Below are 13,793 nucleotides of genomic sequence, written 5' to 3' on the forward strand. Positions count from 1 at the left end.
CCCGGCCTCCGGTTCCCCCAGCCCGCCCATCCTTCCAACCCAGCCCGTGCCTGAAGGACCGCCAGCCCCATGACCGCAACCGACGAGCCTCTGCTCTCGATCGCAGATCTCCGGGTGACGCTGCCCACGCCCGACGGCCCGGCGCCGATCCTGCGCGGCGTCAGCTTCGACGTCGCCGCCGGCCAGATGCTGGGCCTGGTGGGTGAAAGCGGCTCCGGCAAGTCCATGACCGCGCTCGCCATCATGGGCCTGCTGCCCGACAAGGCGATGGTCGAGGGATCGATCCGGCTGGCCGGCGAAGAACTGACCCGGCTGTCGGAGCCTGAACTCTGCAAGCGCCGTGGCCGCAACATGGCCATGATCTTTCAGGAGCCGATGACCGCGCTCAACCCGGTCAAGACCATCGGCCAGCAGGTCTCGGAAGGCATGCGCCTGCATCTCGGCATCGGCCGGGCCGAAGCGGATGATCGCGCCCGGCGGCTGCTGGAACGCGTGGGGCTGAATGCGAAGCGCTTCCCGCTCGACCTCTATCCCCACCAGCTCTCGGGCGGGCAGCGCCAGCGTGTGATGATCGCGGCGGCCCTTGCCTGCGAGCCCAAGCTGCTGATCGCCGACGAGCCGACCACCGCGCTCGACGTCACCATCCAGGCCCAGATCCTGGATCTGGTGGTGGAACTGGTGGAAGAGATGCGCATGGGGCTGGTGCTGATCACCCATGACCTGGGCGTCATCGCCGAAACGGTCGACAAGACCGCGGTGATGTATGCGGGATCGATCGTCGAGGCGGCACCGACCGAGCCGCTGTTCGCCGAGATGGGCCACCCCTACACCCACGGCCTGTTCGCGGCCATCCCCCATGCCCATGGGCTGGAGCATGCAGCCGATGGTGACGGCCCGGCCCATACCAGGCCGCGGCTGGCGACCATTCCCGGCACGGTGCCCGATCCGCGGCGCCTGCCGCCCGGCTGCGCCTTCGCCGGCCGCTGCCCCCGGTCGGATACCGCCTGCACCGGCGACATACCCTGGGTGCGCCTGGCCGCAGATCATGGTGTCGCCTGCGTCCACCCGGTGGCCAAGGGTGAGCATATTCCGGAGTTCGCCGCATGATCGCCGCAGAAACTGCCCCCCGACCCGCGGCCGATGCCGCCCGGGCGCCCCTGCTGCGCATTCAGGGGCTGGTGCGCGAATACCGCCTGCCGCGCGAGCGGCTGACCCAGGCACCGCCGGTGCTGCGCGCGCTGGATGGTGTCGATCTGGAGATGGCGCCGGGTGAGAGCGTCGGCATCGTGGGCGAGTCCGGCTGCGGCAAGTCCACACTTGCCCGCACCGTGGTGGCGCTGGAAGCCCCCAGTGCCGGCAAGGTCTGGTTCGACGGCGACGACCTGTTCGCGCTGAAGGGCCGCGACCTGCTGAAGCGGCGCCGCGACCTTCAGATGGTGTTCCAGGACCCCTACGGCTCGCTGGATCCGCGCCACAAGGTGGAACGGATCATCGCCGAGCCGATGGAAGGGTTGCATGTCGGCACGAAGAGCGAGCGGGCCGGCCGGGTGGCGGAAGCGCTGGCCCAGGTTGGCCTGCGCCCGACCGATGCCGACCGGTACCCGCATGAATTCTCGGGCGGCCAGCGTCAGCGTATCGCGATCGCGCGGGCGCTTATCACCCGGCCGAAGCTGATCGTGGCCGACGAAGCGGTCTCGGCGCTGGACGTCTCGGTGCAGTCGCAGGTGCTGAACCTGATGATGGACCTGCAGGCGGCCGTCGGCATGGGCTATCTGTTCATCAGCCATGATCTTGGCGTGGTGGGCCACGTCACCGACCGGGTGGCGGTGATGTATCTGGGCCGGATCGTCGAGACCGGTGCAACCGCCGAGATCTTCCGCGCACCGGCTCATCCCTATACGCAGATGCTGCTTGGGGCGGTGCCGGTCCCGGATCCCGCCCGCAGCCGCCGCAGACGCGCCCGCCAGACGGCGGATCAGGGGCCCGCCCTGCAGCCGCAGGCTGCCGGCCAGTCGAAGCCGGCCTGCGCCTTCATGCCCCGCTGCAGCCGGGCGACAACCCGCTGCGGCACCGAGCGCCCGGAACTGAAACCCGTCGCAGGGGGGCGTCTGGCCGCCTGTCACCACGTCTGACGGCGGCGTGGCGGGGGGTTCAAGAAATCGCCACATTTCGCTTGCATTCCCCGCCGCCTCGCCTTAAGTTCCGCCCGTCCCGACGAGGTGGCCCGGACGACGCTCCGGACACCACCGAAGATGAGGACAGATACGCACCGGTAGCTCAGTTGGATAGAGCATCAGACTACGAATCTGGGGGTCGGGAGTTCGAATCTTCCCCGGTGCGCCATTCAGGGGATCAGCCGAGCAGGCTGATCCCCTGTTTCTTTTGGGGCAGGACTTCTGCGGCCCCCTTGCCAGCCTGATGACGGCCGGCTTATCCTTGATGGGTAACGTGTCGGTCCGCCAGGCCCACCGTCCGGACGCCCGGTCCAGTTCTTCTTCAGGTTTTTCCGGCCGCCCGGCCCCCTTACGCGCCCACCGCACCCGGCGGACAGGCCCCTCGTATCCACGTCCTCCCCGATGGCCGGCCCGATCCGGCTGCCCTTCGGCGGAAGCACGGCATGCGGTCGGATGACGGCGCCTTCGTGGGGAGGCGGGCGACAACGGCCGGATGGCACCGGATGCGGGGTTCTCTCAGCTTCGGGTGGTTCATGGACAGCCTTGCGGACTGGCTCAAAGCCAACGCGATCACCGAAATCGAATGCCTGGTGCCGGATTTGAGCGGGGTCGCCCGCGGCAAGATCCTGCCCGCCGACAAATTCGTCCGCAGCCTTACGAGCCACGGGCTCCGGCTGCCGGAACCGGTCTTCACCCAGACCGTCACCGGGGAATACCCGGACGAGGACATCACCGACGAGGCGATGCCCGACGTCTGGATGAAGCCTGACGAGAACTCCATCCGCAAGGTCCCCTGGTATGTCGACGCCACCGCTCAGGTGCTGTGCGACTGCTATTATCTGGACGGCCGCCCCTGTGACATCGCCCCGCGCTACGTGCTCCGCCGGGTGCTGCAACGCTTCGCCGACAAGGGCTGGGCCCCGGTGGTGGCGCCGGAGCTGGAATTCTTCCTGGTCAAGATCAACCACGATCCGGACTACCCGCTGGAGCCGCCGGTCGGGCGCAGCGGCCGGCCCGAAACCGGTCGCCAGGCCTTCGGCATCGACGCCGTCAACGAGTTCGATCCGCTGTTCGAAGAGATGTACGACTTCTGCGAGGCGCAGGAGATCGATATCGACACCCTGACCCACGAGGCCGGGGCGGCGCAGATGGAGATCAACTTCAACCACGGCAACCCGCTGGACCTGGCCGACCAGACCTTCCTGTTCAAGCGCACTGTCCGCGAGGCGGCGATCCGGCACAAGGTCTATGCGACCTTCATGGCCAAGCCCATGCAGCGCGAACCGGGCAGCGCCATGCATATCCACCAGTCGCTCACCGATATCGAGACCGGGCGAAACCTGTTCGTGGGTGATGGTGGCGCCAGTTCCGAACTGCTCTATGGGTTTATCGCCGGCCTGCAGAAATACCTGCCGGCGGTGATGCCGCTGATCGCGCCCAATGTGAACAGCTACCGCCGGCTGATCCGGCATTCGGACGCCCCGATCAATGTCGACTGGGGCTACGAGAACCGGACCTGCGGCCTGCGCGTCCCCCATTCCGAGCCCGATGCGCGGCGGATCGAGAACCGGGTGCCGGGCGCGGATGCCAATCCCTATCTCGCGATCGCGGCCAGCCTTGCCTGCGGCTATCTGGGCATGATGGAGGGGCTGACACCCACCGAACCGCTGCGCGGGTCGGCCTATGTCCGCGCCCATGGCCTGCCCCGCCACCTGCCCGACGCCCTCTCGCAGCTGGCCGATTGCGACCCGCTGGTCGAGCTTCTGGGCGAACGCTTCGTGAAGGTGCTGATCGCGGTCAAGGAGGCCGAATACGACGCCTATTCCAGCGTGATCTCCTCGTGGGAGCGGGAGTGTCTGCTGCTCAACGTATAATCGTTCGTCATTGCAAGACGAATTTTTTCGGAAAACGTGACGAGCGGCGTCCCTCTTCCCCCGGCCGCGGTTGACCGCGGCAGGCGCCTTGTCGAAAAATGCCGGTCGGAGCATGGTGTCCCGCCGTGCTCCGGCTCGCCCCGAAGTGCAGCCGGCAGGCGGTCGTTCGCGATCGCCGGCAGTCTGCCGTTGCGGAACCGAGCGCGGACAGACGCCCGCGCATGATAAGGATGAGGCGCCGCCCGATGACCAACCGACGCACCCGTCGCCCGACCACCGGCTCTGCGGCCGTGACCGGCCTTGCTGCCGGTATCGCGCTTCTCGCCCTGGGCAGTGCCCAGGCCGCCGAGGAGAAGGTCCTGAACGTCTACAACTGGTCGGACTACGTGGCCGAGGATACGGTCCCGAATTTCGAGCAGCAGAGCGGCATCAAGGTCAATTACGACGTCTATGACACCCAGGACGTGCTGGAGTCGAAACTGCTGGCCGGCCGCTCCGGCTACGACATCGTCGGTCCGACGCTTGCGCCTTATGCGGCGCGCCAGCTGAAGTCGGGCATCTATCAGAAGCTCGACAAGTCGAAGATTCCGAATTTCGGCAATCTCGACCCCAAGCTGATGGCGCGGGTGGCCAAATACGATGCCGGCAACGAGCACCTGGTGCCCTATATGTGGGGCACGACCGGCATCGGCTACAACGTCAAGATGGTCAAGGAACGGCTGGGCGAAAACGCCCCGCTCGACAGCTGGCGCCTGATCTTCGACCCCGAGGTGGTCGCGAAGCTGGCCGATTGCGGCGTCTCGGTGATGGACAGCCCCGACGAGACCTTCCCGGCCATGCTCAACTATCTGGGCCTCGATCCGGACGGTCACAAGGTCGAGGATGTGGACAAGGTGACCGAGGCTTATATGAAAATCCGGCCTCATATCCGCAAGTTCCACAACAGCCAGTACATCAACGACCTGGCCAATGGCGAGGTCTGCGTGGCCATGGGCTATTCGGGCGATATCCTTCAGGCGCGCGACCGCGCCGAGGAAGCCAGTAACGGCAACGAGATCGTCTATGTGATCCCGAACGAGGGCGCCCAGCTCTGGTTCGACATGCTGGCGATCCCGGCCGATGCGCCGCACCCCGAGAACGCCCACGCCTTCATCAACTACATCCTTGAGCCCAAGGTGACGGCGGCGATCTCGGACTATGTCGCCTACGCCAATGCCAATGCCAAGGCAACGCCTCTGGTCTCGGAAGACGTCCGCAACGACCCCGGCATCTATCCCTCGGAAGAGACGATGAACCGGCTGTGGGTGGTGACCCCGCACGACCTGAAATACGAGCGTGCCCGCACCCGCGCCTGGACCCGGATCCGTAGCGGCAGCGAAGGCTGAGTTTTCATGATCGATCGGGGCGGCCGTCTTGTCCGATAGGGTCGAGGCGGTCGCCCCGTTCGCGTTCCGGCAGTGACGGCCCGGTCCGGACATGGGGATGTCGGCCCGGGCCGGGCAGATCCCGCAGCCTGCGGAGGGAATGGTTCCCGATGACCATGGAACAGCGCGAGCGGGCCACGCGCCCCGCCCGGCCGGCACCGTCCCAGCCCTGGGCGGACGACGATGCCGTGCCCTATGTGCGGATCGTCGGCGTCACCAAGCGCTTCGGCGATTTCGTCGCGGTCGACGACCTGTCGCTCGACATCTATCGCGGCGAGTTCTTCTCGCTGCTCGGCGGCTCCGGCTGCGGCAAGACCACGCTGCTGCGCATGCTGGCGGGCTTCGAAACCCCGACCGCGGGCCAGATCCTGATCGACGGCGTCGATGTCGCCCAGGTCCCGCCCTATCAGCGGCCGGTCAACATGATGTTCCAGTCCTATGCCCTGTTCCCCCACATGACCGTGGAGCAGAACGTGGCGTTCGGGCTGAAGCAGGAAGGGCTGCCCAAGGCGGAAATCCGCGAGCGGGTGGCGGACGTCCTGACGCTGGTCCAGATGCAGGACTTCATGCGCCGCAAGCCCGACCAGCTGTCGGGCGGCCAGCGCCAGCGCGTGGCTCTGGCCCGCAGCCTGGTCAAGCGGCCGAAGCTGCTGCTGCTCGACGAGCCTCTGGGCGCGCTCGACAAGAAGCTCAGGGAACGCACCCAGCTGGAGCTGGTCAACATTCAGGAATCGGTCGGCGTCACCTTCGTCATGGTCACCCACGACCAGGAAGAAGCGATGACGATGTCGAGCCGGATCGGCGTGATGCGCTCGGGCCGGATCGACCAGATCGGCACCCCCAACGAGATCTACGAGTACCCGACCAGCCGCTTCGTGGCGGATTTCATCGGCTCGGTGACAATGTTCGAAGGCTATGTCGCCGAAGAACACTCCGACGGTGCGGTGATCGACAGCGAAGAGACCGGCGGCCAGATCCAGGTCGCACACGGGGTGTCGGCAACCGAGAACCAGGCGCTGTGGGTCGCGATCCGCCCCGAGAAGGTCCGGCTCAGCCTGACCGCCCCCACCGATACGCCCAATGTGTACAAGGGCGTGGTTCAGGACATCGTCTATCTGGGCGACGTGTCGACCTATCACGTGCGCCTCGCGAGCGGAAAGATGGTGCTGGCCACCACCCACAACATGCTGCGCCTGGCAGAACCCGAGATTTCCTGGGACGACGAAGTCTACATCTCGTGGCATCCCGGCAACGCCGTGGTGCTGATGGCCTGACGGCCTTGCCCTGACCGCCGGGCATGCCGCCCCTCTCCATGCTTCTTCCCGAGCCGAAGGGACCGACCGGATGGCCGATCTCGAAACGCCCGCAGCAAGGCCCGATGCCGGCCGTCGCCTGCGCCTGCCGCTGCCCGGCAGGGGCATCGTGGTGGCGATGCCTTATGTCTGGCTGCTCGCCTTCTTCCTGCTGCCCTTCGTCATCATCCTGAAGATCAGCTTCGCCGAGGCAATCATCGGCCAGCCGCCTTATACGCCGCTGCTGGAATGGGTCGACGACCTGGCGCTGACCGTTACGGTCAATCTCGGCAACTACGCCTATCTGCTCGACGATCCGCTCTACATCCACGCCTATCTCAACAGCGCGGAACTGGCGGCGGTTTCGACCATCGTGTCGCTTCTGCTGGGCTATCCGCTGGCCTATGCCATCGCCCGCAGCGACCAGAAGATCCGGCCGCTGCTGCTGCTGTTGATCGTGCTGCCCTTCTGGACGTCGTTCCTGATCCGGGTCTATGCCTGGATCGGGCTGCTGCAGAGCAACGGCCTGATCAACAACGCGCTGATGTGGGCCGGCGTGATCAGCGAGCCGCTGCCGCTGATCAACAACAACTTCGCGGTGGTGATCGGCATCGTCTACAGCTACCTGCCCTTCATGGTGCTGCCGCTTTACGCCACGCTCGAAAAGATGGACCTCAGCCTCCTGGAGGCCGCGGCGGATCTGGGCTGCCGGCCGGTGAAGGCCTTTTTCGCCATTACCCTGCCCCTCTCCATGCCGGGCGTGATCGCCGGTGCCATGCTGGTCTTCATTCCGGCGATGGGCGAGTTCGTCATCCCCGACCTGCTGGGCGGACCGGACACGGTGATGATCGGCCGGGTGTTGTGGAACGAGTTCTTCCAGAACCGCGACTGGCCGGTGGCATCCGCGGTCGCCATCGCCATGCTGCTGCTGCTGGTGGTGCCGATCATGATCTTCCAGAACGTGCAGGCGCGCGGCGCCGGGCGCGGGTAAGGGGAGCGACAGAGCATCATGGCCACCCGTTTTCCCTGGTTCCGCCTCACCTCGCTGCTGGTCGGCTTCCTGTTCCTCTATGTGCCGATCCTGCTGCTGATCGTCTATTCCTTCAACGAATCGCGGCTGGTCACCGTCTGGGCCGGGTTCTCGCCCAAATGGTATGGCGAGCTGCTGCGTGACGATGCCATCCTGAACGCCGCCTGGATCAGCTTCCGGATCGCCGCGATCTCGGCCACGCTGGCCCTGATCCTGGGGACGATGGCCGCGGTGGCGCTGGTACGCTTCGGCCGGTTCAGGGGCCGGACCCTGTTCTCGGGTATGATCAGCGCGCCGCTGGTGATGCCCGAGGTGATCACCGGCCTGTCACTGCTGCTACTGTTCGTGACGCTGGAACAGATGATCGGCTGGCCGGCCGGCCGCGGGGTGATGACGATCATCATCGCCCATGTCACCTTCTCGACCGCCTATGTCGCGGTCATCGTCCAGTCGCGGCTGGCGAGCTTCGACATCAGCCTGGAAGAGGCGGCGCTGGATCTGGGCGCCCATCCGGCCAAGGTGTTCTTCGTGATCACCCTGCCGATCATCGCCCCGGCCCTGGTGGCGGGCTGGCTGCTGTCTTTCACCCTGTCGCTCGACGATCTGGTGATCGCAAGCTTCGTCTCGGGCCCTGCCTCCAGCACCCTGCCGATGGTCATCTTCTCAAGCGTGCGTCTGGGCGTCAGCCCCAAGATCAACGCCCTTGCCACCATCCTGGTGGTGCTGGTGACGATCGCCGTGATCCTGGCGGCGCGGATGATGCGCAAATCGGGCGGGCTTGCCCAGTCGGCACAGAACTAGGGGGCGGACGGAGAGCCCGATCCAGGGCTGTGAGGCGCGCAGGGCAGCCGCGCGCGGGGGGCCGACGGAATCTTGTCGCCCCCCTCTGCACAAGCGGGCGCTTATGCGCTATCTTCACCTCATCGTCAACCACCAAAAGGTGTCTCGTGCGTCTTGCACATCTGTTTGCCCTGCCCGGCGGGTTCGAAGGCCGCGCGCTGATGGCGCAGCCGCTTCCCCGGTCCGAGTCGGTCGAGAGCCGTCTGCGGGGCAACGCCATGGGATCGCGCAACATGCGGCCGATGAACCGGCTGCTCGGTCCCGCCACCCTGGGTGCCACTGCCTCGTCCTGGACGCGGCGCCGGCGCAGCAGCGAGGTCTGACCGTCGCTTCAGCGACGTTCGGTAGGCAAAAGGGGGCTGCCCGGGAAGGGGCAGCCCCCTTTTCAGTTCCAGACGGGCAAAAGCCTCATCCCTTGAGATCCGGCCACCAGGCGGTCATGTAGGGCGCATCCGCCAGCCCGTCGCGGAAGCGCGGTGCCCGGCGCTCCTTGAAGCTGGCGACGCCCTCGCGAACGTCGTCACTCGCCATCCGGGCCGCAACCGCCCGGCTCTCCAGCGCGTGCGCGGCCTCGGGATGATCCGCCCCCATCATCCGCCACAGCAGCTGGCGGTTCAGCGCCACCGAGACCGGGGCGCAGTTCTCCGCGATGTCCAGCGCCAGCGCCCGTGCCCGCGGCAACAGGTCTTCCGCGGCCAGCAGCTCGTGGACCAACCCGCGCGCCAGGGCCTCCGAGGCCGGGAAGGTCCGCCCGGTCAGCATCCACTCCTGGGCGGTCTGCATGCCCACCAGCCGGGGCAGGAACCAGCTGGAACAGCTCTCGGCACAAATGCCCCGCCGCGTGAAGGGAAAGGCGAACTTCGCCGCCTCTGCCGCCAGCCGGATATCCATGGCCAGGGTAAAGGTCGCCCCGAAGCCCGCCGCAGCCCCATTGATCGCCGCAATCACCGGCTTGCGCATCCGGAACAGCCGCAACACGGTCACGCCGCCCACATCTGCAGGCACGCCCTCGCCCGTCTCGGGATCGCCGCCGGCCGGCAGCCGGAACCCGTCGGAGATATCGGTGCCGGCACAGAAGGCCCGACCGGTACCGGTCACGATCACGGCCCGCACGGCGTCATCACAATCGGCCGCATCCAGCGCGGCCTGAAGCTCCAGATGCGTCTCGTTCCGCGCTGCATTCATCACCTCCGGGCGCGCGAAGCTGATCGTCGCGACGGGGCCGTCCACCGCATAGGCGATGTCCTCGAAGACCATGGGCTTCCTCCTCCGGGCCGGATTCCGTGCGGCCTCGATTCGTCTGTTTGTCGGACAATCCGATTGACAGAAGGATAGCCGTCCTCCTAGCTATAGTTCAACGACGATGTCGCGCCCGCCGGGCCGCTCCACGCTCTCCAGCCCGCCTCATCCAGATCGTCCTCCGCCCCGCCCCTGGCGGAGCTCTCCCCGCATGACCGCCGGCACCTCCGGCCGACGTCCGGACCCGTTTCCGCCATGACCCTGACCACATCTCCCTCCAGCGATATCGATGCCCAGGCCCTGGCCGCCTATCTGGCCGCACGGGTCGACGGCGCAGGACCGACCGTCAGCCTCACCCGGCTCGGCGGCGGTCAGTCCAACCCGACCTATTTTCTCGACACCGGCAGCCGTCGCCTGGTGCTGCGCAAGCGGCCGGCGGGCACGCTGCTGCCATCTGCCCATGCGGTGGATCGGGAATACAGGGTCCAGGCGGCACTGGCCGATACGGGTGTCGCTGTGCCGCGTATGGTCCATTTCTGTGACGACCCGACGGTCATCGGCACCCAGTTCTATGTCATGGAGCGGGTCGACGGCCGCGTGCTGCACGACAATGCCCTGCCCGACATCCCGGTCGCCGGGCGCGGAGCCTATTTCGACGCCCTCGCCCGCATGCTCGCCGCCATCCACGCGGTCGATGTGGTGGCGGTCGGGCTGCGTGATTACGGCCGCAGCGGTGGCTTTGCGGCCCGCCAGATCGCCCGCTGGACAAAGCAATGGCAGCTCTCCGCCACCGCCGCCAATCCGGCGATGGACCGGCTGATCGACTGGCTGCCCCGCAACCTGCCCGAAGACGACAGCACCACCCTGGTCCATGGCGATTTCCGCCTGGGCAATGTGATGTTCCATCCGACCGAGCCCCGCATCGTCGCAGTGCTCGACTGGGAACTGTCGACCCTGGGGCACCCGCTCGCCGATCTCGCTCACAGCTGCATCTACACCTGGATGATGCGGCCTGAGGAATACGGCCGCGGCCTTGCCGGGCTCGACCGCGCAGCACTCGGCCTGCCCGAAATGGAGGCGTTCTGCCGAACCTATTTCGAGGCCTCGGGCCGGACCGGCCCGCTCACCCGTTTCCATCTGGTGCTCGCCCTGTTCCGCAATGCGGTGATCTTCGAAGGCATCGCGGCCCGGGCCCGTCAGGGCAATGCCGCATCCGATGACGCCGCCGAAGTCGGCCGGCTGGCGCCGGCCCTGGCTGCCCGGGCTGTGGCCCTCATCGAAGAGGCCACCGCCTGACAGCCGCATCGCCGCCGCCCGGCGGCCCGACAGACGAAGATCCGGACGCCCGACGATCCGGACGCCAAGGGAGGACTGCCCATGAACCGCTTCGCCATGACCGCCCTCGCCGGCTGCCTTTCCATCGCCGCCACCGGTGCCCAGGCCGGCGCCGACCTGATCGTGGCGTCATCGCTGCCCCAGGTGCATTTCTGGGTCGGCAAGCACATGGATCTCTTTGCCGACGCGATCGAAGAGCGGAGCGGTGGCGACATCGCCTTCACCCGCTTCTATGCCGGCGAACTCACCTCGGTCGGCCGCGAACTCGACGCGCTGCAGGGCGGCGCGATCGACGTGGCCGCCCCCCTGCTCGCCCCCTATCACGAGGGCGCTTTCCCGCTCTCCGACGTCACCCAGCTGCCGACGGTCGGCACCAGCTCGGTCACCCAGACCAAGGCTTTCCTGGCGCTGATGGACAGCACGACCGAGCTGGTTTCCTGGCGCTGATGGACAGCACGACCGAGCTGGTCGACGGCAAGACTTTCTACGACTACGAGATCGCCTCCAAGGGCATCCATGCCTGGCCGGTCGGCACCACGGCGGCCTATGCGATCAGCTTCGCCAACAAGACGCCCAAATCGGCCGCGGACCTGAAGGGCATGCCGCTGCGCGCCGGCTCCGCCCTGCACACCATCTTCCTCAGCGAGTTGGGTGCCACGCCCGTCACCATGCCCTCTTCGGCGTCCTATGAAGCGCTGTCGCGTGGCACGGTCGAAGGCACGATCCTCTCGATCGGCGACTGGCGGTCCTATTCGCTGCAGGACGTGCTGACCTACACCATCACCGGCGTCGCCGTCGGTCATTGGGGCAGCTATCTCGCCATCTCGGACACCGGCTGGACCGGACTTTCCGCCGATGAGCAGAAGCTCTGGGCCGATACGGCGCGCGAGATCGCGCTGCGCAATGCTGAGTTGATCGAGGCCCAGGACGCCGAGGTGCGCGAAGCCGCCGCCGCCAAAGGCTCCACCTTCGCCGATCTCTCGACCATCTCTCCCGACCTGAAGGCGGCGATCGAGACCGCCTCGACCGCGACCTGGCGCCGCTGGGTGGAGCAGACCGAGGCTGCCGGCCATCCGGGCCTTGCCACCGCCCGCCTCTGGGCGAAGCTGGTCGAGGAACAGGGCGGCAAGCTGCCCGCGGGTGTGGCCGCCTATCTCGAAAAGGGCGCCTGATCCGCCGGCCGGCCGGATCCCCGACAGGGTCCGGCCCTTCCCCTCCGCTCTCCCGCCGGTAACGTCGGCGGGCCCGAAGGTCCCGTGCAAGGCCCGGATCCCATGTCCCACGACATCATCCTGCTGATCGTCGCCGGCTGGTTCGTCTTTTTCCTGCTGCTCGGCCAGCATGTCGCCACGGTCCTGCTGGGGACCGGCATCGTCGGCATCCTGCTCTGGACGGGGCCGCGGGTGCTGAACGGCGTGCTCGGCCAGGACGTGTTCTACACGGCGTCGAACTACTCGCTGTCGATCATCCCGCTCTATCTGCTGATGGCCCAGCTGCTGCTTCGCGGCGGGCTGGTGCTCGACCTGTTCCGGGTCGGCCATCGCATGGCCGGCTACAGGCGGTTTCCGCTTGGCGTGGCCACGCTCGTGATCGGCGGGCTGCTGGGGGCCGTTTCAGGTTCCGGGGCCGCATCCGCCGCCTCGCTCGCCACGCTTTCGGCACCCGAGCTGGAACGGGTCGGCTACAGCCGCCGCTTCGCGATCGGCCTTGCTGCCGTCGCCGGATCGCTGTCGGCGGTCATCCCGCCCAGCCTGATCGTGATCATCTACGGTGCCATCACCTCGGTGCCGATCGGCGCCCTGTTCATCGGCCTGCTGGGCCCCGGGCTGCTGTGCATGCTGGTCTATATCGGCTGCCTCGCCCTGTTTGAGGAACTGCGCCCGGAAGGTGCCGCCCCTGGTGCCCGTCCCGACCAGCCCGCCGAACTGGAGCGCGGCGCCCTTGGTGCCTCGCTGTTCATGCTCGCCCTGATGCTGGTGGTCTTCGGCGGGATCTACACCGGCATCATCACGGTGGGAGAAGCGGGTGCGGTCGGTGCGTTCACCGCCCTCGTCGGCCTCACCCTCATGCGCCGCATCGGCTGGCGCGATCTGGCGGCCGCACTGGCCGACAGCGTCAAGATCTCGGCCATGCTGATGCTGATCGTGATCGGCGCCCAGATCTTCGCCCGCTTCCTGGCGTTCTCGCGCCTGCCGCGCGAGCTGCTGGGGCTCGCCGAGCCGCTGGTCGGCTCCCCGGGCCTGCTGGTCGCCGTGCTGATGGTGGTGCTGTTCGTCGCCGGTATGATCCTGGAAAGTGCCGCGGTGATCCTGCTGATCGTGCCGATCGTGCTGCCCATGCTGGAAGCAGCCGGCATCGACCTGCTCTGGTTCGGCGTTCTCGCCAGCTTCATGATCGCCCTCGGCCTGCTGACGCCCCCGGTCGGACTGTCCGCCTATGCCGCCGCCGCGGCGCAACGCCATCCGGTGGCCGAGGTCTTCCGCCCGGCGGGCAAGTTTGCACTTGCCTCGGCCGTGATCGTCATCGGCGCCACGATCCTGTTTCCCGGGATCGTCACCTGGCTGCCCGGCAACCTCCGGTGAGAT

13 protein-coding genes and 1 tRNA gene are annotated in these 13,793 nt (G+C 67.2%); 13 read left to right on the forward strand and 1 reads right to left on the reverse strand.

Annotated features, from left to right (window positions below):
• Positions 1 to 69 precede the first annotated feature (69 nt).
• The 9 genes from P7L68_RS24535 (at position 70) to P7L68_RS24575 (ending at position 8,957) form a co-directional block, all read left to right on the forward strand.
• On the forward strand, positions 70 to 1,107 hold the full coding sequence (locus P7L68_RS24535; RefSeq protein ID WP_372002436.1) for an ABC transporter ATP-binding protein: 1,038 nt from the start codon (positions 70 to 72) through the stop codon (positions 1,105 to 1,107).
• Positions 1,104 to 2,132: an ABC transporter ATP-binding protein gene (locus P7L68_RS24540; protein ID WP_372002437.1), complete on the forward strand. Its 1,029-nt coding sequence runs from the start codon at positions 1,104 to 1,106 to the stop codon at positions 2,130 to 2,132. Before P7L68_RS24535 ends, P7L68_RS24540 begins: the two co-directional genes overlap by 4 nt.
• Positions 2,133 to 2,266: 134 nt before the next feature.
• Positions 2,267 to 2,343, forward strand: a tRNA-Arg gene (locus P7L68_RS24545).
• 334 nt (positions 2,344 to 2,677) lie between these two features.
• Positions 2,678 to 4,048 carry a glutamine synthetase family protein gene (locus tag P7L68_RS24550; protein WP_372002438.1) on the forward strand — a complete coding sequence of 457 codons (1,371 nt, stop codon included), beginning with the start codon at positions 2,678 to 2,680 and terminating at the stop codon, positions 4,046 to 4,048.
• A gap of 245 nt (positions 4,049 to 4,293) precedes the next feature.
• On the forward strand, positions 4,294 to 5,433 hold the full coding sequence (locus P7L68_RS24555) for a polyamine ABC transporter substrate-binding protein (RefSeq protein WP_372002439.1): 1,140 nt from the start codon (positions 4,294 to 4,296) through the stop codon (positions 5,431 to 5,433).
• Between the two features lie 155 nt (positions 5,434 to 5,588).
• On the forward strand, positions 5,589 to 6,746 hold the full coding sequence (locus P7L68_RS24560; protein WP_372006955.1) for an ABC transporter ATP-binding protein: 1,158 nt from the start codon (positions 5,589 to 5,591) through the stop codon (positions 6,744 to 6,746).
• A 70-nt stretch (positions 6,747 to 6,816) separates the two neighbouring features.
• On the forward strand, positions 6,817 to 7,755 hold the full coding sequence (locus tag P7L68_RS24565; protein ID WP_372002440.1) for an ABC transporter permease subunit: 939 nt from the start codon (positions 6,817 to 6,819) through the stop codon (positions 7,753 to 7,755).
• Between the two features lie 18 nt (positions 7,756 to 7,773).
• The gene (locus P7L68_RS24570; protein ID WP_372002441.1) at positions 7,774 to 8,595 is read left to right on the forward strand and encodes an ABC transporter permease subunit; all 822 of its coding nucleotides are present in this window, start codon (positions 7,774 to 7,776) and stop codon (positions 8,593 to 8,595) included.
• Positions 8,596 to 8,741: 146 nt separating this feature from the next.
• Positions 8,742 to 8,957, forward strand: a complete 216-nt coding sequence (locus P7L68_RS24575) for a hypothetical protein (protein WP_372002442.1) — start codon at positions 8,742 to 8,744, stop codon at positions 8,955 to 8,957.
• Between the two features lie 85 nt (positions 8,958 to 9,042).
• Here P7L68_RS24575 and P7L68_RS24580 read toward each other — a convergent pair whose 3' ends face one another.
• Complete coding sequence (locus tag P7L68_RS24580) at positions 9,043 to 9,891, reverse strand: enoyl-CoA hydratase-related protein (protein ID WP_372002443.1); 849 nt, start codon at positions 9,889 to 9,891, stop codon at positions 9,043 to 9,045.
• A 237-nt stretch (positions 9,892 to 10,128) separates the two neighbouring features.
• Here P7L68_RS24580 and P7L68_RS24585 point away from each other — a divergent pair, with 237 nt between their 5' ends.
• From P7L68_RS24585 to P7L68_RS24600, 4 genes are all read left to right on the forward strand, one after another.
• Positions 10,129 to 11,169, forward strand: a complete 1,041-nt coding sequence (locus P7L68_RS24585; protein ID WP_372002444.1) for a phosphotransferase family protein — start codon at positions 10,129 to 10,131, stop codon at positions 11,167 to 11,169.
• A gap of 81 nt (positions 11,170 to 11,250) precedes the next feature.
• A complete protein-coding gene (locus tag P7L68_RS24590; protein WP_372002445.1) occupies positions 11,251 to 11,655 on the forward strand; it encodes a hypothetical protein in 405 nt (134 codons plus the stop codon).
• Positions 11,655 to 12,380, forward strand: a complete 726-nt coding sequence (dctP, locus tag P7L68_RS24595; RefSeq protein ID WP_372002446.1) for a TRAP transporter substrate-binding protein DctP — start codon at positions 11,655 to 11,657, stop codon at positions 12,378 to 12,380. Before P7L68_RS24590 ends, dctP begins: the two co-directional genes overlap by 1 nt.
• Positions 12,381 to 12,482: 102 nt before the next feature.
• Positions 12,483 to 13,790, forward strand: a complete 1,308-nt coding sequence (locus P7L68_RS24600; RefSeq protein ID WP_372002447.1) for a TRAP transporter large permease — start codon at positions 12,483 to 12,485, stop codon at positions 13,788 to 13,790.
• Positions 13,791 to 13,793 lie beyond the last annotated feature (3 nt).

The sequence above is a fragment of the Tistrella mobilis genome, assembly GCF_041468085.1.
GTDB classification, from domain to species: domain Bacteria; phylum Pseudomonadota; class Alphaproteobacteria; order Tistrellales; family Tistrellaceae; genus Tistrella; species Tistrella mobilis_A.